This window comes from Rhodococcus sp. 11-3 (assembly GCF_023704055.1).
In the GTDB taxonomy this organism is placed as follows: domain Bacteria; phylum Actinomycetota; class Actinomycetes; order Mycobacteriales; family Mycobacteriaceae; genus Rhodococcus; species Rhodococcus aetherivorans.
This window is the reverse complement of the sequence record NZ_CP080406.1, coordinates 5,679,372-5,700,117: the sequence shown is the minus strand read 5'-3', so window position 1 is coordinate 5,700,117 and position 20,746 is coordinate 5,679,372. Positions and strand designations below refer to the sequence as shown.

Genomic DNA, 20,746 nt, shown 5'->3' with positions numbered 1-20,746 from the left:
CGGTCCCCAGTCAGCCGCGACAGCCGTTCGTTGCTGTCGCGGCTGACTGCCGTGCGCGCGGCTCCGGAACCTGTGCCGGCACGGGACGTAGGTGTCCGGCGATCGGGGACCTTCGGACCTTGCGGGCTCACTAGCTAATAATCATGATAAGCATTAGAGTGCGGTTCGTCACAGTACGCATACAATGAGAACGGGAGCACCCATGGGACGAGTAGCCGGAAAGGTCGCGCTGGTCACCGGCGCCGCCCGGGGCCAGGGACGATCGAACGCCGTCCGCCTCGCGGAGGAGGGTGCCGACGTCGTGATCCTCGACTCCTGCAAGGACGTCGACACGGTCGCGTATCCGCTCGCCACCACCGACGACCTCGCCGAGACCCACCGGCTCGTCGAGGCGACGGGCCGCCGCTGCCTGTCCCGGGTGGTCGACGTGCGTGACCAGGCGGCCCTCGACCTCCTCGTCTCCGACGCCGTCGACGAGTTCGGGCACCTCGACATCGTCAGCGCCAACGCCGGCATCGTCAGTTTCACGCCCACCTGGCATCTCAGCGACGAGGAATGGCAGAACGTCATCGACGTCAACCTCACCGGTGTCTTCCACACCGTGCGGGCCGTCGTGCCCCGGATGATCGAGCAGGGTACCGGCGGTGCGATCGTGCTCACCAGCTCGGTCGCGGCGATCCGGGCGAGCCGCAACCTCGGGCACTACGCGGCCAGCAAGGGCGGGGTCGTCAGCCTCATGCGCACCCTCTCCAACGAGCTGGGGGAACACGGCATCCGGGTCAACACCCTCAACCCCGGCACCGTCCGGACGGACATGATCGAGAACGACGCCATGTACCGCATCTACCGTCCGGACCTCGAGTCGCCCACGCAGGCCGACATCGTCGACCACTGCCGCCGGCGCAACGAACTCGACGTCCCCTGGGTCGAGGCCGTCGACATCAGCAATGCCCTGGTCTGGCTGGCCTCCGACGAGGCCCGGTACGTGACCGGCGTGGTCCTGCCCATCGACGCCGGATTGCTCGCCAAGGCCTAGAACCCGATTCGCCGCCAACGAATCCCGTCTCGGAAGGAACGCACGATGGAAAGCCCCGCTCGCTGTCCGGTCGTCCACTTCGACCACAATTCGCCCGAGCACTCGGCCGACCCGGCCGAGTCGTACCGGAAGATCCGCGAAACCGTCAAGATCGGCTGGACTCCCGCTCACGGCGGATACTGGGTGCTCTCCGACTACAGTTCGGTCTTCGACGCCGCCCGCGACGACGAGACGTTCTCCTCGGCGCGCAGCGAGTACGGCGGCGACGGGCTGTCCGTGGTGATCCCGAAAACCCCGCATCACGACCATATTCCGATCGAGCTCGATCCCCCGGAGTTCCGCAAGTACCGCAGGATCGTCAACCCGGTCAGTGCGCCGGCCGCCGTCGAGAAGATGAAGCCCACCATCGACCGGCACGTCGCGGGCTTCATCGACAGCGTGATCGAGAGCGGTGAGTGCGACCTGACGTCGGTCATCGGAGTGCCCTCGATCGTCACGGTGGAGTGGCTCGGACTCGACGTCTCGGAGTGGCGCCGGTACTCCAACGCCCACTTCCAGGTGCTCGCGGGAATTCCGGGCACCCCCGAGCACACCCGCGCGGTCGAGGTCGACTTCCCGTACCTGGCCGGACGCATCGAGCAGACCATCACCGAACGGCGACGGGATCCGAAGGACGACATCATCAGCTACCTCGTCCAGCAGGAGGTCGACGGCAGCCCGATGAACGATCACGACGTGTTCGCGATCGTCGACCTGCTCATCTCCGGCGGCGTCGGCACCACCGCGTCCCTGGTGAGCAACTCGCTGGTCTGGCTCAGCCGCCACAAGGACGTGCGGCAGCGTCTCATCGACCACCCCGATCTCCTCGATCACGCCATCGAGGAGTTCCTGCGGTACTTCTCGCCGACCCAGGCGCTCGCCCGCACCGTGACGCACGACGTCGAGTTCCACGGCTGCCCCATGCAGAAGGGCGACCGGGTGCTGCTGTCGTGGGCCTCCGCCAATCGCGATTCGGAACTGTTCGACAAGCCCGACGAGATCGACATCGAACGGTGGCCCAACCGGCACACCGCCTTCGGCATCGGTGTGCACCGCTGCGCCGGTTCGCACCTCGGCCGGTACATGTCGCACGCTCTGATCAGCCAGGTGCTCGAACGGATGCCGGACTACGACGTCGACCTCGCGGCGCTGCAGCCGTACCCGCGACAGGGCGTGAACACCGGCTACCAGCGCATCCCGGCCACCTTCACGCCCGGTCGCCGGGTACTGACGGACTACACGCTGCAGTAACGGCTTTCGCCGACGCGGCAGTGACGTCTTTCGCCGACGCGGCAGTGCCGTCTTTCGCCGACGCGGCAGTGCCGTCTTTCGCCGACGCGGCAGTGCCGTCTTTCGTCGACGCGGCAGTGCCGTCTTTCGTCGACGCGGCAGTGCCGGCCGTCCGCGTACGCGATCGCATGCGCGGACGGCCGGCTGTCGCGGCTGTCAGCCGAGCTTCCCGGTCGGTTCGAACTTCACGCGCAGTTCGGGGATGCTGCGGGTGTAGAGGCCCTCCTCGCGCGGTACGAAGCCGTCCTGGTACTCGATCGAGTCCATCGTGTCGAGCACGAGGTTCAGCGCGATGGTCATCTCCGTCTTCGCGAGCATAGAGCCCACGCAGAAGTGGCGGCCGAGGATGAACTGCACGTGGTTGGCCGCACCACTGAATGCTCGGTCGACGTTGAGGTCGGTTCGGAAGATGTCGAACTCGTCCGGATTCGAGAAGTGGCGCTCGTCGCGGTTGGCGGCCGCGAGCATCATGATGCACGTCGCCCCTGCGGGGATGGTCGAGTCCTCGATCTGCACCTCGTCCTCGGTCTGGCGCATGATCATGTGGACGGGTCCGGAATACCGCAGCGTCTCGGCGATGACGCGGTCGGCGAGGGTGCGGTCCTCGCGCACGGCCCGCATCTGCTCGGGATGGTCGATCAGATTGCGAATCATGCTGGCGATGGCCTTGTCCGTCGTCTCGCCACCGGCGACGAGGAGCAGACTGACGAAGGCCTTGATCTCCTCGTCGGACATCTGCTCGCCGTCGACCTCCGCGCGGCACAGGCGCGAGAGCAGATCGTCGCCGTCGCCCGAGCGTCGTTCGCGGATGATCGGCAGCATGTACTCGCGCAGCTCGACATGGGTGCGTTCGGCGGCGGCGTTGATCTCGGGGTCTCCGGCCAGGTTGTTGAGATAGGCCATGATCGAGAAGTACCAGCCGCGGAACCGCTCGTGATCGCTCTTGGGCAGGCCCAGCATGTCGACCATCACGTTGATGGGGAATCGGCTGGTGAACTGGGAGACGAGTTCGGCCTCGCCCTGCCGGGCCACCGCGCCGAGCAGCTCGCCGGCGTTGCGCGCGACGATGTCGCCGATCAGCTGGGCGGCATTGTGGGTGATGGCCGGCATGAAGCGTTCGAGTCCGTTGCCGCGGAAGAACGGGTTGAGCAGCGCGCGGTGCGTGGAGTGCTCGCGCCCTTCCATCTGCAGGATCGTGCGGCCGTGGATGGGCTCGAGCTGCCATTCGTAGTTGCGGCTGGAGAACTTCGGGCTGCGGAAGGCCTCGGCGCAGTCGGCGTACCTGCTGATCAGGTAGCTGTCCGTGCCCTCGTGGTGCAGGGCCGGGTAGTGGTCGCGCAACACGCGGTGGAGCGGGTACGGGTTGTCGAGGAACTCGGGGGAGAGGATGTCGGGGGCGATGGGGCGGGGATCGACTGCGGTCACTCTGGGATCTCCTGATCGTCGAATCGAGGGTCGAGCAGGATCGGTGCCGGAGCACCGGTCGGGGTCGTGCCGCTCCGCCGAGGGTCTGGGGCCGGAGGTGGACAGTGATCCGGATCACTAGGTGCTGATAACTATAAATACGATTCGAATGATGTCAACGCATATTGGTGAAACGAGTTCTCGACGGGAACGGGCGCCCACTCGTGAGGAGTGGGCGCCCGCACCGAATCTGCCGTCCAGCTCGAGGGTGCTGCCACGCCGGCGGTAGTCGGCGAGCGCCGCGTCGTACTCGTCGTCCGATCCGAGTCGGCTGCACATGCTGGACCCGCAGCGGGTTAGAAGAACCGTTTGACGACCTTCGCTGTCGGCGCGACGTCCATGTCCGAGCGGACGTAGAGGGCGTCTGTGATCCGTTTGATCGGCAGAGTGTGCCATGGATCGAGTTCGGATTCCACACCGAACGAGATCGAGCCGCGCCCGGACCATGCTTGCTTCGGGGTCACACGGCAGGAGTTGAGCACCAGATCCGCGAGCGACGGGTCCTCACCCTCGGGATTCGGGATGACCCGGAGGCCCATCGGCTTCATGTCGTAGGGCTCGAGGTCGACCGGACGCTCCGGCTTCATCTGTACGGTGCAGATGCGGCTTCCCTTGGGACGTTCCACGATTCCCTGCATGACCTCGCTTTCCTGCTGCCACTCGATGTGGCCGAACTTCTTGGGGTTGCCCCAGATCTCACGGCCGGCGGCGAGTGCCGACTCCTGGTTGAGCAGGATGCGGACGGGATAGATGCACGGCTCGCCCTCCCACGTGCAGTCGAGGAACTGGTAAGCCTCCTCGTACGCACCGAACGTGGTGAACGGCATCTTGGCGATGACGATGCGGACGGTTGCGGGGAGAGTGAGTTCGAAACCCGCTGCCTCCGGAAGGAGGTCGAGCGCGGCGTTCTCGTCGGTCTCGTAGGCGACCGTGATGGTCTCCATGTCGCGATAGTAGACGGGCGGCTTCGGGTAGAGCGGCTCGTCCACCGGCATCGTGTAGCCGAATTTCTCCCGGGTGAGTCGCCCCTGCTTGGCCATGATTGCTCCTTGCGTCGAGGGAAATGTGGCGGATCAGTGTTCGTAGACGGGAGTGGTGGTACCCCGGGGGACGATCATCTTGTCGAACTGCGCCTGCTCGATCAGGGCAGTGTCGCAGAACTCGAGCATGGCCGCGATCTTGTCGTCGCGGACGGTGACGATCCAGCAGTACTGGTTCTTGTACGGAACCCCGTTGCGGCCCATGCCATCCGAGCGGCAGAATACGACGACGCGCCCGTCCTCCAGCGAGAGGACGTCCTCGACCTCGAGTGGCTTGATGCCGTACTCCTGGCTCAGGCCCTGCACGGACGGGCCTTCGCGCTCCTCGCCGCGGAAGTTCGCGCCGAGAAAGTCGTTCTGGATGGACTCGAGACCCTTGTAGGTGCCCGAGATGGGAGTGGATCCGATGAGGGTCCAGGTGGCATCGGGATGGAAGTAGCGGGTGAACGCGTCTCCCACCCCCTCCGAATCGCCGCGGACGGCGGCGAGCCAGTTCTGTACGACCTTCTTTTCGTTGGTTCCCATGTCCATTCGCTTTCGTGATTCCGGGGCGGGCTGCTCCCGCGCCGGTCGACAGGTCCGTCCCGAGGAAAGCCGCCGTCGATGCTCGCGCATCGGCTGGGATGGGACGGGGGCTCTCCTGCGGTCGCTCGGGCCTCTGCGGATCGTCGAATCGACGGTCGAGCGGGAGTTGCGTCGCTCAGGGGCGAGCGCCTCCGCGGACGGTTCGGGATCGGAGTCGAAGTGATCCAGATCACCGATGCTGACGACTGTATGCGGAATTTGGTAATTGTCAATGGATTTCGCGCACGCCGAAGATGCCGAAGGGGGCGTCCACTCGGTGGAGTGGACGCCCCCTTCGCGCGCGGGAACTCGCGCGGGAACTACGGTTGCGTCGTCTTCGGCGGCTCCAGCGTCCGGAGGGCGGCGAGCAGCCGCTCCGGGATCGGGGCCTTGTTTCCATCGGCGCCGCGCACGGCGAACGTGATCTTGCCGTGGGCGACGAGTTCGTCGCCGCGCTCGAAGTCGAATCCCAGCGCGTACGAGGTGGTGCCGAGGTGGTCGAGGACGACCGTGCAGGTCAGCTCGTCGAACACCTCGCAGCTGGTGATGTACTGGCACTCCGACTTCAGGCCCACGGTGTAGACGCCGACGGTGTCGAGCAACGTGTGGCTGTCGAGGCCGAACGAGTGCAGCCAGACGCTGTACGTGCGTTCCATCCACGGGTAGTTGATGGCGAAGTACGAGATCCCGACGGCGTCGCAGTCGCCGTAGGCGAGCTGGAAGCGCTGCTGCGTGACGGCGGTGGTGGCGGTGGTCATGTCGTGTCCTTCCTGGTGGATCAGGGGTGGCCGCCGTCGACGGTGACGATGGAGCCGGTCGTGAAACTCGAGGCGTCGCTCGCGAGGTAGAGGGCGGCGCCGACGATCTCGTCGGGCTGTCCGCCGCGCTTGGCGGCGAAGCGCTGCGCCCGCTGGGAGAACGCCTCCATGTCCCACGAGTTGCTCACGTCCGTGAGGAAGGTGCCGGCCATGATTGCGTTGCTGCGCACCGTGGGACCGAACGCGTACGCCATGCCGATCGTAACGGCGTTGAGTCCGGCCTTGGCGGCGGCGTAGGGCAGGATGTCCGGCCTGGGGTGCACGGACCCGGCGCTGGAAATGTTGATAATGGATCCGCCGTCGCCCTGCGCCATGCGGGTTCCGACGAGTGCCGCGAGCCGGAACGGGCCCTTGAGGTTCACCCCGATCACTTTGTCGAACAGCGTTTCGCTGACGGTGTCGAGACTGTCGTACAGCGGGGACATGCCCGCGTTGTTGATCAGCACGTCGATCTTCCCGAAGTGACCGTAGGCCGCCTCGACGAGTTCCTCGATCGATTCCCATCGTCCGACGTGGAACGAATGCGCAAGCGTCTTGCGTCCCGTCTCCTCGGTGATCTCGTCGGCGGTGGCCTGGCAGGAGGCCAGGTCACGGCTGGCGATGACGACGTCGCAGCCGGCGCGAGCCAGCCCGAACGCCATGGCGCGGCCGAGGCCCCGGCTGCCGCCGGTGACGATCGCCGTGCGGTCGGTCAGATCGAACGCGCGGACGGGGTCGAACCCCGGGCGGGTCCGGCCGGTTGTTGAATCGGTCATCGAGTTCCTCCACTGGTCCTGGTTGACGGTACCCAATTCCTTGCTATTGTGATCATAGATTAGCGGATAGTGATCCAGTTCACGACAATGGCCGAGACCGCGCCGAGTCACACCGCCGTGTCGCACCCGGTGGATCGGACGCATCGCCAGAACGGAGTACAAGGTGAGTGACGACCAGCAGGACCTGTTCGCCCTGCCGCAGCGGTACCTCGACCTCCAGCGGGAAGCCCGGGACCTCGCGGCCGAGTGCGCCGACATCGCCGCGCGCGCCGACGAGGCGGACAGCTTCGATCCGGACGTCCGCAAGCGGCTGACCGCGTCCCGGCTCACCGAGGTCGTCGTGCCGGCTGCCTACGGTGGTCGCTTCGAGAAGGTCGACTCGCTCGCGGTGACCATCGTGCGCGAGGCCCTCGCCGCCGAGTCGGCCCACCTCGACTCCATGTTCGGCATGCAGGGCATCGGCAGCTACTGCATCAGCGTCGGCGGCTCCGAGGAACTCAAGGCGGAGTGGCTGCCCAAGGTGGCCCGGCTCGAGGCCGTGGCCGCGCTGGGCCTGACGGAGCCGCACGTCGGCTCCGATCTCAAGGCACTCAGCACCACCGTCGTCGAGCGCGACGGCAAGCTGATCGTCGACGGGCACAAGTCCTTCATCACCAACGGCGGCGACGCGGACTTCTACAGCATCCTCGCCCGCGAGGGCGACGGATACTCCCTCGTGCTGGTCCCGGCCGACGCGCCCGGCCTGCGCATCCAGCGCCCGCACCAGATCATCGCGCCCCACGTGCTCAGCGACGTCATCCTCGAGAACGTCGAGGTACCGGTCGGCAACCGCATCGGGGAACCGGGCAAGGGCTTCGGGCTCGTCCTCGCCACCCTCGCCACGTTCCGCGTGTCCGTGGCCGGCGCCGCCGTCGGCGTGGCCCAGGCCGCGCTGGACGAGGCGGTCGCCCACGCCAAGACCCGGGAGGGCTTCGGCGTCAGCCTCGCGCGTCTCGGATCGGTGCCCGAGCACCTCGCCTCCTGCTGGACCGACATCGAGATGGCGCGCTCGCTGACCTACCGCGCGGCCGCCGCGTCGGCCCGCGACGCACGCGCCAATCTGCACCTGTCGTCGATGGCAAAGGTCGGCGCCACCGAGGCGGCCGCCCGCGTCGTCGACCGCTCGGTGCAGATCATGGGCCGCTTCGGGCTCGTGCGCGGCGGGAAGCTCGAGCGCCTCTACCGGGAGGCCCGTCCCATGCGGATCTACGAGGGCTCGACCGAGGTGATCTTCGATTCCCTGGCCAAGCAACTCGTGAAGGAAGCCCATTAGGGGCAGAATGCGGACCAGAGGCAGGCACCCATGACAACGGACGCGAACACCACCAAGCTGGAGCGAGTCGTCATCCGCTTCGCGGGCGACTCGGGCGACGGCATGCAGCTGACCGGCGACCGGTTCACCTCCGAAGCGGCCGCGTTCGGCAACGACCTCGCGACGCAGCCGAACTTCCCCGCCGAGATCCGGGCACCGCAGGGCACGCTGCCCGGCGTGTCGTCGTTCCAGATCCAGATCGCGGACCACGACATCCTCACCGCGGGTGATCGCCCGGACGTCCTCGTCGCGATGAACCCGGCGGCGCTGAAGGCGAACATCGGCGACCTGCCGCGCGGCGGCACCGTCATCGTCAACACCGACGAGTTCACCAAGCGCAACCTGTCCAAGGTCGGCTACGCCGCCAGCCCGCTCGAGGACGGCAGCCTCGACGAGTTCGTGATCCACCAGGTGCCGATGTCGAGCCTGTCGGTCGGGGCGGTCGAGCCGGCCGGCCTGAGCCGCAAGGACGGGGAACGCGCGAAGAACATGTTCGCGCTCGGGCTGCTGTCGTGGATGTACAACCGGCCGGTGGGGCGGATCGAGGAGTTCCTGCGCACCAAGTTCGCCAAGAAGCCGCAGGTCGCCCAGGGCAACCTGCTCGCATTCCACGCCGGGTGGAACTACGGCGAGACCACGGAGACGTTCGCGACGACGTTCGAGGTGGCCAAGGCGGACCTGCCGCCCGGTACGTACCGGCAGATCACCGGCAACACCGCCCTGGCCTACGGCCTGGTGGCCGCCGGTGAGCTGTCCGGGCTCGAGGTGTTCCTCGGGACGTATCCGATCACTCCCGCCTCCGACATCCTGCACGAGCTGACCAAGCACCGCAGCCTCGGCGTGACCACCTTCCAGGCGGAGGACGAGATCGCCGCCATCGGCGCGGCAGTCGGGGCCTCCATCGGCGGCGCCCTGGGCGTCACCAGCACCTCCGGTCCGGGCCTGGCCCTCAAGAGCGAGGCCATCGGCCTGGCCGTGATGACCGAAATCCCCCTCGTGGTGATCGACGTGCAGCGCGGCGGACCGTCGACGGGCCTGCCGACCAAGACCGAGCAATCCGACCTGCTGCAGGCGCTGTACGGGCGCAACGGTGAGTCGCCGGTCGCGGTGCTCGCGCCGCGCTCGCCGGCCGACTGCTTCGCCACCGCGGTCGAGGCGGCCCACATCGCCCTGACCTACCGGACCCCGGTGCTGCTGCTGTCCGACGGCGCCATCGCCAACGGCTCCGAACCCTGGCAGATCCCGCGGGTAGACGAGCTCGCCCCGATCGAGCCGGGCTACGAGACGGGCCCGGACGCCGGCGGTGCGCCCCTGCGCCCCTACGCCCGGGACCGCGAAACCCTGGCCCGCACCGTGGCGATCCCCGGAACGCCCGGCCTCGAGCACCGGATCGGTGGCCTCGAGAAGGCGAACGGCAGCGGCAACATCTCCTACGACCCGGCCAACCACGATCTGATGGTGCGCCTGCGCCAGGCGAAGATCGACGGGATCTCGGTCCCGGACGCCGAGGTCGACGATCCGTCGGGGCAGGCGGAACTGCTGATCGTGGGATGGGGCAGTTCCTACGGGCCGATCGGCGAGGCGTGCCGCCGGGCCCGGCGTCGCGGCACCGCGGTCGCCCACCTGCACCTGCGGCACCTGAACCCGTTGCCGCGCAACCTCGGTGAGGTGCTCGGCCGGTACCGCACGGTGATCGCGCCCGAGATGAACCTGGGACAGCTGACGAGCGTGCTGCGGGCGCGCTACCTTGTCGACGTCCAGCCGGTGACCAAGGTTCAGGGCCTGGCCTTCCTCGCCGACGAGATCGTCGACGCGATCGATGCCGCGCTCGCCGGCACCCTGCGCGAGCTGGAACACGCCAAGACCACCGCCGCGCTGGCTGCGGCCGAGTACCGTCCGGAGCCGGACCGCGAGGAGGAATCGGCATGACCGAGTTGATCAGCCGCGTGGGCACCGATCTCGGACTGAGTGCCACCGCGCTCGTCCCGACGACCGACACCCCGCAGAAGGCCAAGGACTTCACGAGCGACCAGGAGGTGCGCTGGTGCCCGGGCTGCGGTGACTACGTCATTCTGGCCGCGATCCGCAACTTCCTGCCCGAACTCGGCCTGCGGCGCGAGAACCTGATGTTCGTCTCGGGCATCGGCTGTTCGAGCCGGTTCCCGTACTACCTCGAGACCTACGGCCTGCACTCCATCCACGGCCGTGCGCCGGCAATCGCGACCGGTCTGGCCGTCACCCGGCCCGACCTGTCGGTGTGGGTGGTCACCGGCGACGGCGATGCCCTCTCGATCGGCGGAAACCATCTGATCCATGCGCTGCGCCGCAACGTGAACCTCACGATCCTGTTGTTCAACAACCGGATCTACGGCCTGACGAAGGGGCAGTACTCGCCCACGTCCGAGGTCGGGAAGATCACCAAGTCCACGCCGATGGGTTCGGTGGACCACCCGTTCAACACGCTGTCCCTCGCTCTCGGTGCCGAGGCCACCTTCGCGGCCCGAGCGCTCGACTCCGACCGCAAGGGTCTGACCGACGTGCTGCGCCGCGCAGCCGAGCACCGGGGCACCTCGTTCGTCGAGATCTATCAGGACTGCCCGATCTTCAACGACGGCTCCTTCGACGTGCTGCGCAAGGAGGACGCCGAGCAGCGGGTGATCCCGCTGCGCCACGGTGAGCCGATCGTGTTCGGCGCCGAGGGCCAGAAGTGCGTCGTCCGTGACGGATTCGGACTGCGCGTGGTGGACACGGCGACGGCCGACCCGGGTGCGATCGTGGTGCACGATGCGCACGCCGACGATCCGGAGTACGCCTTCGCGCTGTCGCGGCTGTCCGACCAGGACCTCGAACACACCGTGTTCGGCGTGTTCCGCAGCGTTGCCCGTCCGACGTACGACGACCTGGTGCGGGAGCAGAACGAGAGCGCCCGCACCGGCGGTCTCGACCGCCGAGACTCCCTGCAGTCCTTGTTGACCGGGCACGACACCTGGACTGTGTCCGATTAGCCCGATGTTCGAATAGCGTCGATCGCCGTCCCTCGGCGCGGAAACTGGGGTCCTCGTACCCCTAGACAATGCGCATGATTAGTATAAAGTGACTGCCATCACACCTCCCTTCCTTCCCTCCCCTCGGCAGGAGTAGTCGTAATGTCGCTCAGGAACGAAATCGAAAACGCCCTCGCCCGCTACGCGCTCGCCTACGACGACGGCGACATGGACGGCGTCGAGCGCGTCTTCGGCGAAACCGCCGTGTTCACCATGAAGATCGGCGACGGCGACCTCATCGGGCCGCTGAACGGCCGCGAGGAGATCATGGGCCTGTTCCGCGGCGCGCACGAGTCGCAGACCGACCAGCGGCGGCACATCACCACCAATCTGCTGATCGACGAGATCGACGAGAAGAACGTCCGCACGGTGTCCTACCTGCTCATCACCTCCGCGGAGAACGGTGCGCTGAAGGTGTTGTCCACGGGCAAGTACGAGGACGAGTGGACCCGGAGCGGCGGCGACTGGGTGCTCACCAAGCGGCACATCGCCCTCGACCTCCCGTACTGAACCCTCCCGCATCCGGAGACACCCATGACGATGAACCAGGGCCTCATCCCCGCCAAGTGGGCCGCCCTCACCCCGAACCGCATGGCGTTGTACGACGTCCCCAACGATCGCCGCATCACGTTCGCCGACCTCGACGAGCGCGTCCGGCGCCTGGCGAACGGACTGCGCGGACTCGGCCTGGAGAAGGGCGACCGCGTCGCCGTGCTGACCAAGAACAGCATCGAGTTCCAGGAACTGTTCTTCGCCGTCGGCCGAGCGGGACTGGTCCTGCAGCCGCTGAACTGGCGGCTGGCAACTCCGTCCCTGCTCGGGCTCGTCGCCGACGCCACCCCGAAGGTGCTCATCACCGCCTCCGAGTTCCGGTCCGTGGCAGAGGAACTGAGTCGATCCACCACGGTCGACCACTGGCTCGAGTTCGGCCCGGGCGGAAGCGGGACGTACGAGGAGCTGCTCGCGAGCTCCAGCCCGGCCGAACCGATCTGGACGCCGAGCGTCGGGGGAGACGACCCGTTCTTCATCCTCTACACCGGCGGCACCACCGGCGAGTCCAAGGGCGCGCTGCACTCGCACACCAGCGCGGCCGCCGGCATGCTCAACCAGACCGTCGCCGAGCGGGTCGTTCCGACCGACGTCTACATGCTCACCGGCCAGATGTACCACATCCCGGTGGTGCTCTCGATGAACTACATGAAGCACGGATGTCCGGTCGTGCTGGTCAATTTCGAGGCCAAGCAGGCGCTCGAGATCATCGAGTCGGAACGGGTCTCGGCGTTCCTCGGCATCACCACGATGCTGAACTGGATGATGGCCGTGGAGAACTTCGACTCCTACGACCTGTCGAGCCTGCGCAACATCCAGTACGGCGGCGGCCCCATGCCGTCCGCGATCGTGCGCAGCGCGCTCGAGGCGTTCCCGTGCACCCTCATCCAGGGATACGGCCAGACCGAGGGCACGACCATGTCGTTCCTGTCCCAGGAGGACCACCTCGACGCGGTCAACGGAATCAACGAGCACCGGCTGAAGTCCTGCGGCCGCGAAGGATTCGGCACCACGATCCGGGTCGTCGACTTCGACGGCAACGAGGTCCCCAAGGACGGCAGGACCCCCGGCGAGATCGTGGTCCGCTCCGAGGCCAACATGCTCGGCTACTGGAACAAGCCGGAGCTGACCGCGCAGACCCTGCGCGACGGCTGGATGTGGACCGGCGACGTCGCGGTCTGGGACGAGGACCACTACGTCTATATCGTCGACCGGGCCAAGGACATGATCATCTCCGGTGGCGAGAACATCTACAGCATCCAGGTCGAAGAGGCCATCGGCGCCCATCCCGCAGTCCTCGAATGCGCCGTCATCGGCATCCCCGACGACGAGTGGGGCGAGGTCGTCAAGGCCGTCGTCGTGCTCAAGCCCGGGCACACCGCCACCGAACAGGAGATCATCGACACCGCCAAGCGGAACCTGGCCTCCTACCAGAAGCCCCGTTCGGTCGACTTCGTCGACGCCCTGCCGAAGGCGCCGACCGGGAAGATCATGAAGCGGGACCTGCGGGCGCCGTACCTCGAAGCGACGGCGGCCCGATGACCGTGGACACCGGACGCCGGGTGCCGACCGAGACCGAACTCGCCGAACTGGTCGGCACCCGCTTCCCCGGCGGCCAGGCCACGCTCGAGCCGTGGTGGGTGCACCTCGTCCTCGACAGCATGCTCGCCGACCCCGCCGACGGCGGTGCGCACCCGGTGCTGGTGTTCCTCGTCGCCACCGGCGCGATGGGCTGGAGCTGGGACGAGTTGTTCGCGGTGTTCGGGGCCACCGAGGCCGACGGCCCGATGGCCGGGGAAACCGAGACGGTGATGCACCGGCCGCTGCGCGTCGGCGCCACCTACCGCGTCTCGGGCGAGATCGTCTCCGCGACGCGCAAGGTGGGCCGGCGCACCGGCGTCTTCGACATCGTCGGCTATCGTCTCGACCTGCACGACGAGGACGGCGCGCACTGTGCCTCCACCACCAACTCGATCGTGTTCCCGCGGCGAGGAGAGAACGCATGAAACCGACCGTCGGACAGAAGATTCCCGAGCGCACCATCGACGCGGTGGATCCGGCCCGGATGAAGACCCTCTCGGCGCTCATGCGGGACCCGAACCCGATCCATTTCGATCGGAAGGCGGCGAGCGCGCTGGGCCTCGGCGACCGCACGGTCAATCAGGGCCCGAGCAACATCGCCTACGTCGTGTCCATGCTCGGCTCCTGGGCCGGTGGCGTGGACCGGGTCACCGGATACCGGTTCAGGTTCCTCGGCAACGTATTCGAGGGTGACAGGCTGCGGGCCGCGGGCGTGGTGACCGACGTGGAGGAGACAGCCGACGGCCTCCTGGTGCGCTGCGACCTCACGCTCGACGTCCTCGGCGGAGCGCGCGTTCTCGAAGGCACCGGGACCGTCCGGTTCCCCGCCGATCGCTAGACACCATTTCCCACGAGAGGGGCGACAATCATGGCAGGACGAGTAGAAGGCAAGGTCGCGTTCATCACCGGGGCCGCCCGCGGCCAGGGTCGCAGCCACGCGCTGCGGCTCGCCGAGGAGGGCGCCGACATCATCGCGGTCGACATCTGCGAGAACATCGACTCGGTGACCCCGTACTACCCGCTGGCCACCGAGGACGAGCTCAAGGAGACCGTCCGGCTCGTCGAGGCCCTCGACCGGCGGATCGTGGCGCACCGCGCCGACGTCCGGGACCGCGCGGCGCTGCAGCGCGCCTTCGACGACGGGGTGGCGCAGCTCGGCGGCGTCGACATCGTGGTCGCCAACGCCGGCATCGCCACCTACGGCCGCTCGTGGGAACTCACCGCCGAGCAGTGGCGCGACATGATCGACGTCAACCTCACCGGCGTCTTCAACACCGCGGTCGTCGCGATCCCCACGATGATCGAGCAGGGCCGCGGTGGGTCCATCATGTTCACCAGTTCGATCGGTGGCCTCAAGGGCATTCAGCAGGTCGCCCACTACGTCGCCGCCAAGCACGGCATCGTCGGGCTCATGCGGACCATGGCGAACGAGCTCGGTCCCCACAGCATCCGGGTCAACACCATCCACCCGACGAACGTCGACACCATCATGATCCAGAATCCCGGGACGTACGGCATGTTCTCCCCGGGGGATCCGGAGCCGTCGCAGGAGAAGGCGATGCCGGGGTTCATGTCGCTGAACACGCTGCCGGTGCCCTGGGTCGAATCGATCGACATCAGCAACGCGGTGCTGTTCCTCGGCAGCGACGAGGCACGGTACGTCACCGGAGTCACCTTCCCGGTGGACGCCGGCGCGTACGTGAAGTGATGTGACGATGGCCGTCGGAATCGACGACAACGAGGATCTGCGTACGCTGCGGGTCGACGAGGAGGGCATCGCCGAACTCGTTGCGGCGCAGACCGAATGTACCTTCGCCTTCAGTACGGCGGCCGGGTGGCCCGCCGGGGTGGTGATGAGCTACCTGCACCACGACGACCGGTTCTGGCTCACCGCCGCGAAGGACCGCGCGCACGTACGTGCGGCGATGCGCGAATCCCGCGTGACGCTCGTGATCTCGAATGCCGGCACCGGCCTGCCCGGCAGGCGGATGCTCGCCGTCCGCGGCCGCGTCACCGTCCACGCCGACGCGGAGACCAAACGCTGGTTCTATGCGGCGTTCGCGCAGCGCCATGCTCCGACCGATCCCGCAGCCTTCCAGCGACTGCTGGACAGCCCCAACCGAGTCGTCCTGGAAGTCCGTCCCGTTCGCATCGCGGTCAGTCACGACTCGACCAGGATGCCGGGCGACGGACGAGGCGGCTCGCTCGGGCCTCGACCGAACAAGGAGTGAACAATATGACCGCGGATCCGGACTCCGCCTACGCCCACCTGCTCTCGCCGTTCCAGATCGGCCCGATGAAACTGCGCAACCGCGTGGTGCTGCCGCCGCACGCCTCGGCGATCGGCAACATCTTCGGGTCCGAGGCCGACGCCGAACGCAACCTCGCCTACTACGTGTCCCGGGCGAGGGGCGGAGCCGCGTGGTTCGACAGCCTCAGCGCCTGGGTTCCGAACACCGGGGTGATCCCGGGGTTCGAGCCCACCGGCGTCGGCGCCACGGTCGAGGGCCACTACAGCCTGCCGATCTTCGTCGAACGCGTACAGGCGTATTCCGATGCCCTGCACGCCGAGGGCGCGGTGGCGACGGGGCAGATGGTCCACCAGGGCGGCATGCCGCATGGTGCATCGTCGGTCCTGAGCGCTCCGGTGATCAACAACGTTCCGCACAAGCTGAACCGGGACGAGATCGCCTACTTCGTCGGCCAGTACAAGTTCTGTGCGGAGCAGGCCCAGAAGGCACGCCTCGACGGCGTCGAACTCCACATGAACCACGACGATCTGCTCGAGTACTTCCTCTCGCCGCTGACCAACAAGCGCGACGACGAGTACGGCGGCTCGATCGAGAACCGTTGCCGGTTCCCGGTCGAGGTGCTGCGGGCCATCCGCGACGTGATCGGATCGTCCATGGTCATCGGCATCCGGCTGAACCTGCGCGAGGAGGTCCCGGGCGGCTACGACATCACCGGGGCCATCGAGATCGCGCAGTACCTCGAGAGCACCGGCCTCGTCGACTACTTCCACGGCGTGGTGGGCAGCCCGTGGGGCAACCCGTCCTACATCCAGCCGCACTTCTACGAGGCCGGCCAGTGGAGCGATCTCGCCGGGCAGCTCAAGCGGGCGGTGTCGCTGCCCGTCGTGCACACGGGCCGCATCAACCACCCCGACGTCGCCGAACGGATCCTCGCGGCCGGCGACGCCGACGTCGTCGGCATGGCCCGCGCGCACATCGCCGAGCCGTCGATCATCGAGAAGGTCCGCACCGGCCGCGTCGACGAGATCCGGCCCTGCGTCGGCGGCAACGAGTGCATCAGCCGCCGCTACGTCGAGGGCCTGCCGTTCGGCTGCGCGGTCAACCCCGTCACCAGCAACGAGGTCGACGGGCCGTGGCCCACCGTGACCGACCCCCGGCGCGTGCTCGTCGTCGGTGGCGGCCCGGCGGGCATGGAGTTCGCGGCCCTGGCCCGGGAGAAGGGCCACGACGTGGAGTTGTGGGAGGCGTCCGACGTGCTCGGCGGCCAGCTGCGCACCGCGATCAACGCGCCCACGTACGACATGTTCGAGAAGTACCTGGACTGGCAGCAGCGCCGGCTCGAGCGGGCGGGCGTGAAGATCGACTACCGGCACGCGGCGACGAAGGCGGAGATCGAGGCCGCCGGATTCGACGTGGTGGCGGTCGCCACCGGCTCCACCCGCCGGATCCCGGACATCCCGGGCGTGTACGGCGACAACGTCGCCGACATCCGCGACGTCCTGAACGGCGACGCCGCGGTCGGCAAGCGGGTCCTGATCGTCGCGCAGGACGATCACATGCCGCCGCTGTCGCTCGCCGACTTCCTCACCGATCGCGGTCACGACGTCACCATCGTCTACGCGACGCAGGTCGCGGGCCAGCTGCTCGGCCGCTACATCGTCGGTGCGATCCTCGGGCGCCTCGACGAGAAGGGCGTGCAGTACCGGTTCATGGAGGACGTCGTCGAGATCACCCCGACCGGGGTGGTCACCCGCAACGTCTACTCCGGGCGCACGCACCAGGTCGACGGCTTCGACTCGGTGGTGCTCGCCTGCGGTGGCATCGGGGACGCGGACCTGTACGAGAGCATCAAGGACGGGCCGGCTGCAGAGGGCGAGCGGGAGGTGCACATCCTCGGTGACGCCTACGCACCGCGCCGACTGGTCTTCGCCACCCGTCAGGCATTCGCGCTCGCGAAGCTGATCTGACGGACACCACGACGGGGGTGCGGGCTTCGGGCCCGCACCCCCGTTTCGGTGTCCGTCGGCGATGAGCGGGATGTTGCTGCGTCGAGCGGGAGGTTGTCGTCGTCGCTTCTCGCGTTTCGGCGCGAGATCCTCCCGCTCGGCGCGAGATCCTCCCGCTCGGCGCGAGATCCTCCCGCTCGGCGCGAGATCCGCCGCATCAGGCCAGGACGAATCCCTTGAAGTCGGCGTCCCGGACCTCATTCCACGTCTGCTCGTAGAGCACGATTCCGCCGGCGTACGGCATGAAGATCTGCGGCTTACCGGGCACATTCGCGCCGCGGTACCACGACCCGGACTCGCCCTGCGGCCACAGGGTCATGTTCGCGATCTCCTCGACCGTCTCGACCCACGCGTTCTGCGCTTCCTCGGTGGCCTCGATCGTGGTCAGTCCGTTCTCGCGCATGTGATCCATCGTCTCGACCGTCCACTCGACGTGCTGCTCGATGGCGGTCACCATGTTCGACAGCACCGACGGGCTGCCGACGTTGGCGATGATGAACATGTTGGGGAAGCCGGCGGTGCCCAGGCCGAGGTGCGTCTTCGGGCCCTCCTGCCACGCCTTCTGCAAGGGCAGGCCGCCCCGGCCGCGAATGTCGATCTGGGTGAACGCGCCGGTGAAGGCGTCGAATCCGGTGGCGAGCACGACGGCGTCGAACTCGTACTCGGTGCCGTCGGCGAGATGCATACCGTGTGCGGTGAAGCTGTCGAGGGGCTTCTTACGCAGGTCGACCATTTCGACGTTGTCGCGATTGAAGGTCTCGTACCAGTCGGTGCCGACGACGGGCCGCTTCGCCCCCATCGGGTAGCCGAACGGCTTGAGGCTGTCCGCGACGTCCGGATCGTCGACGATCTCGTCGATCTTGGCCCGGATGAAGTCACAGACCGAGTCGTTCGCCCGCTGGTCCACCATCAGGTCCGCGAACGCGCCGAGGAAGGCGATTCCGCCGCCCTGCCAACGCTTCTCGTACTCGGCCCACCGCTCCTCGTCGCTGACGTCGAACGCGGCCTTGGGGTTGTCGTCGCGGATGCAGCCGGCGGCGGCGGTCCGGCAGGCACGGCGTCGCTCGCGGTAGTTCGCCTTGACGTTCGCGACGAACTCCGGGTCGAGCTTGTGGTTGCGGGCGGGAATGACGAAGTTGGCGGTGCGCTGCAGCACGGTCAGCTTGCCGGCCTGCTTGGCGATCTCCGGGATGGCCTGCACGCCGGAGGATCCGGTGCCGACGGCGGCGACCCGGAGACCGGTGAAGTCCACTCCCTCCCCCGGCCACTCGCTGGTGCGGTAGATCGGCCCCTGGAACTTGTCGAGGCCCGGGACGTCGACGTCCTTGGGGACCGACAGGCAGCCGACGGCCATGAGGCAGAACCGTGAAACGTACTCGTCGCCCTTGTCGGTACGGACGTGCCACTTCTGCTCGCCCTCGTCGAAACGGGCTTCGGTGACGTTGGTTTCGAGACGGATGTCGCGGCGCAGGTCGAACCGGTCGGCGACGTGCGAGAGATACGCCTGCAGCTCGGGCTGCGACGGGTAGCGCTCGCTCCACTCCCACTCCTGCTCGAGTTCCTCGTCGAATCCGAACGAGTAGTCGTGGCTGTCCACGTCGCAGCGGGCGCCGGGGTAGCGGTTCCAATGCCAGGTGCCGCCGACCTCCTCGCCCTTGTCGAGCGCGACGGCGGTGTAACCGTGCCTGCGCAGCTTCCACAACAGGTACAGGCCTGCGAAGCCGGCGCCGACGACGACGGCGTCGACCTCGATTGCGGATGTTGAGGAGTTGGGGGTTGCAGTCATCGGATGACCTCTCTGACTGGGGGATTCGGTCGGATGTGCCGATGTCACCGCCAGGCTCGCGGTTTCGGTGTGCCAGGCGGGAGCGCGGTGCGGCCGGATGGTCGTCCGCTCGCGGAAAAGTCTGTGACGGGTATCACTCTATCAATGCGAATGGATATAATCAAAGGTGTAGAGCGGATATATTTGGCGGGCGTCGTCGCGCCACCCCGTGTGCGGGGCCGTTCCACACCCCCGCGTGCGGGGCCGTTCCACACCCCCGTGTGCGGGGCCGTTCCACACCCCCGTGTGCGGGGCTGTTCCACACCCCCGTGTGCGGGGCTGTTCCACACGGAAATCTCCGAATCCACCATGGAAAGAGGTCGACATGTACCGACTCGTCGCCGCGTACAACCACCCCGAGGATCCCGAGAAGTTCCTCGAGCACTACCGCAACGTGCACTCCAAGCTCGCGCTGAAGCAGCAGGGGATCCGGAACTACGAATGGGGCGTGTGCTCCACCCCCGACGGCAGCACCCCGCCGCACTTCCTGGTCGCGGTGTGCGACTGGGACAGCAAGGAAGCCATGCTCGCCGACATGGCGTCTCCGGAAGGGCAGCAGGGCGCCGCCGACCTCGAGAACTTTGCGCAGGCCGGCGTCTCGTTCGACTTCTACGAGATCACCAAGGACATCTGAGCCGAGACATGCGACAGGGTGGGGACCGCGAAGTCCCCACCCTGCCGCATGTGCCGCTGCCGTGCTCCGGTCAGGCGTCGAAACCGTCCATCTGCGGCGTGGTGAGGCCGGTGATGATCCGCTCGGCGATCTTCCAGCCGTCGGCGGTGCGGACGTAGCGGTCCTCGTTGAGCGCGATTGCCTTGATGGCGGCGCCGTTCTTCATCTCCGCTTCGGAGAAGACGTAGTTCGTACCGGTGGCGTGGTCGTCGTCCTCGAAGTCGATGACGTGGTTGGTGATGATGTGGAACTGCTTGTCCACTGCCTGTGCGTCCCGCTCGAAGAAGTCGAGGATCTGCTCGTGCCCCTCGTACCGGGTCAGGCCGACGGCGCTGGCGTCCCACGCTCCGTCGGGTGCGAAGGCGGACAGTGCCTCCTTGGGGTCGAATCGATCGAGGCCACGGGCGTAGAGATGGGTGATGCGGATGATCTCGTTGATGTCGTCGGCGCGCATGTGTC

20 protein-coding genes are annotated in these 20,746 nt (G+C 67.4%); 13 read left to right on the top strand and 7 right to left on the bottom strand.

What is annotated here, in order from left to right; all coding sequences use genetic code 11:
* The first annotated feature begins 202 nt into the window (after window positions 1–202).
* Window positions 203–1,036: a mycofactocin-coupled SDR family oxidoreductase gene (locus KZJ41_RS26335; protein ID WP_006941613.1), complete on the top strand. Its 834-nt coding sequence runs from the start codon at window positions 203–205 to the stop codon at window positions 1,034–1,036.
* Window positions 1,037–1,081: 45 nt separating this feature from the next.
* Window positions 1,082–2,326, top strand: coding sequence for a cytochrome P450 (locus KZJ41_RS26330; protein ID WP_006941607.1), 1,245 nt, complete (start codon window positions 1,082–1,084; stop codon window positions 2,324–2,326).
* 195 nt (window positions 2,327–2,521) lie between these two features.
* Here the strand turns inward: KZJ41_RS26330 and KZJ41_RS26325 are convergent, their stop codons facing one another.
* The 5 genes from KZJ41_RS26325 to KZJ41_RS26305 form a co-directional block, all read right to left on the bottom strand.
* On the bottom strand, window positions 2,522–3,790 hold the full coding sequence (locus KZJ41_RS26325; RefSeq protein WP_029546548.1) for a cytochrome P450: 1,269 nt from the start codon (window positions 3,788–3,790) through the stop codon (window positions 2,522–2,524).
* Between the two features lie 335 nt (window positions 3,791–4,125).
* The gene (locus KZJ41_RS26320) at window positions 4,126–4,869 is read right to left on the bottom strand and encodes an acetoacetate decarboxylase family protein (protein ID WP_251549883.1); all 744 of its coding nucleotides are present in this window, start codon (window positions 4,867–4,869) and stop codon (window positions 4,126–4,128) included.
* Window positions 4,870–4,902: 33 nt separating this feature from the next.
* On the bottom strand, window positions 4,903–5,394 hold the full coding sequence (locus KZJ41_RS26315) for a nuclear transport factor 2 family protein (protein ID WP_144415056.1): 492 nt from the start codon (window positions 5,392–5,394) through the stop codon (window positions 4,903–4,905).
* A 359-nt stretch (window positions 5,395–5,753) separates the two neighbouring features.
* Window positions 5,754–6,191, bottom strand: coding sequence for a thioesterase family protein (locus KZJ41_RS26310; protein ID WP_006934119.1), 438 nt, complete (start codon window positions 6,189–6,191; stop codon window positions 5,754–5,756).
* 20 nt (window positions 6,192–6,211) lie between these two features.
* Window positions 6,212–7,006, bottom strand: a complete 795-nt coding sequence (locus KZJ41_RS26305; protein WP_251549880.1) for an SDR family NAD(P)-dependent oxidoreductase — start codon at window positions 7,004–7,006, stop codon at window positions 6,212–6,214.
* 163 nt (window positions 7,007–7,169) lie between these two features.
* Here KZJ41_RS26305 and KZJ41_RS26300 point away from each other — a divergent pair, with 163 nt between their 5' ends.
* From KZJ41_RS26300 to KZJ41_RS26255, 10 genes are all read left to right on the top strand, one after another.
* Window positions 7,170–8,318, top strand: a complete 1,149-nt coding sequence (locus tag KZJ41_RS26300) for an acyl-CoA dehydrogenase family protein (RefSeq protein ID WP_251549878.1) — start codon at window positions 7,170–7,172, stop codon at window positions 8,316–8,318.
* A 30-nt stretch (window positions 8,319–8,348) separates the two neighbouring features.
* Complete coding sequence (locus tag KZJ41_RS26295; RefSeq protein ID WP_029546545.1) at window positions 8,349–10,286, top strand: 2-oxoacid:acceptor oxidoreductase subunit alpha; 1,938 nt, start codon at window positions 8,349–8,351, stop codon at window positions 10,284–10,286.
* Window positions 10,283–11,362, top strand: a complete 1,080-nt coding sequence (locus KZJ41_RS26290; RefSeq protein ID WP_043802038.1) for a 2-oxoacid:ferredoxin oxidoreductase subunit beta — start codon at window positions 10,283–10,285, stop codon at window positions 11,360–11,362. The genes KZJ41_RS26295 and KZJ41_RS26290 overlap by 4 nt, the downstream gene beginning before the upstream one ends.
* Window positions 11,363–11,503: 141 nt before the next feature.
* Window positions 11,504–11,911 carry a nuclear transport factor 2 family protein gene (locus KZJ41_RS26285; RefSeq protein WP_006934104.1) on the top strand — a complete coding sequence of 136 codons (408 nt, stop codon included), beginning with the start codon at window positions 11,504–11,506 and terminating at the stop codon, window positions 11,909–11,911.
* A gap of 24 nt (window positions 11,912–11,935) precedes the next feature.
* A complete protein-coding gene (locus tag KZJ41_RS26280) occupies window positions 11,936–13,492 on the top strand; it encodes an AMP-binding protein (RefSeq protein ID WP_251549876.1) in 1,557 nt (518 codons plus the stop codon).
* Window positions 13,489–13,956, top strand: coding sequence for a hypothetical protein (locus KZJ41_RS26275; protein WP_251549874.1), 468 nt, complete (start codon window positions 13,489–13,491; stop codon window positions 13,954–13,956). Before KZJ41_RS26280 ends, KZJ41_RS26275 begins: the two co-directional genes overlap by 4 nt.
* Complete coding sequence (locus tag KZJ41_RS26270) at window positions 13,953–14,369, top strand: MaoC family dehydratase (RefSeq protein WP_006934099.1); 417 nt, start codon at window positions 13,953–13,955, stop codon at window positions 14,367–14,369. The genes KZJ41_RS26275 and KZJ41_RS26270 overlap by 4 nt, the downstream gene beginning before the upstream one ends.
* A 30-nt stretch (window positions 14,370–14,399) precedes the next feature.
* Window positions 14,400–15,239 (top strand): mycofactocin-coupled SDR family oxidoreductase, encoded by an 840-nt coding sequence (locus tag KZJ41_RS26265; protein ID WP_006934097.1) that lies wholly within the window; start codon window positions 14,400–14,402, stop codon window positions 15,237–15,239.
* Window positions 15,240–15,246: 7 nt separating this feature from the next.
* Entirely contained in the window at window positions 15,247–15,762 is a 516-nt protein-coding gene (locus tag KZJ41_RS26260) for a pyridoxamine 5'-phosphate oxidase family protein (RefSeq protein ID WP_006934096.1), read from the top strand.
* A 5-nt stretch (window positions 15,763–15,767) separates the two neighbouring features.
* Window positions 15,768–17,750, top strand: coding sequence for an FAD-dependent oxidoreductase (locus tag KZJ41_RS26255; protein WP_251549872.1), 1,983 nt, complete (start codon window positions 15,768–15,770; stop codon window positions 17,748–17,750).
* A gap of 196 nt (window positions 17,751–17,946) precedes the next feature.
* On the opposite strand, the gene KZJ41_RS26250 is transcribed toward KZJ41_RS26255, so the two are convergent.
* Complete coding sequence (locus KZJ41_RS26250; RefSeq protein ID WP_251549870.1) at window positions 17,947–19,575, bottom strand: NAD(P)/FAD-dependent oxidoreductase; 1,629 nt, start codon at window positions 19,573–19,575, stop codon at window positions 17,947–17,949.
* A gap of 364 nt (window positions 19,576–19,939) precedes the next feature.
* Here KZJ41_RS26250 and KZJ41_RS26245 point away from each other — a divergent pair, with 364 nt between their 5' ends.
* Window positions 19,940–20,248 (top strand): EthD family reductase, encoded by a 309-nt coding sequence (locus KZJ41_RS26245; RefSeq protein ID WP_006934089.1) that lies wholly within the window; start codon window positions 19,940–19,942, stop codon window positions 20,246–20,248.
* A 70-nt stretch (window positions 20,249–20,318) separates the two neighbouring features.
* Here KZJ41_RS26245 and KZJ41_RS26240 read toward each other — a convergent pair whose 3' ends face one another.
* Entirely contained in the window at window positions 20,319–20,741 is a 423-nt protein-coding gene (locus tag KZJ41_RS26240; RefSeq protein WP_006934087.1) for a nuclear transport factor 2 family protein, read from the bottom strand.
* Between the last annotated feature and the right edge of the window lie 5 nt (window positions 20,742–20,746).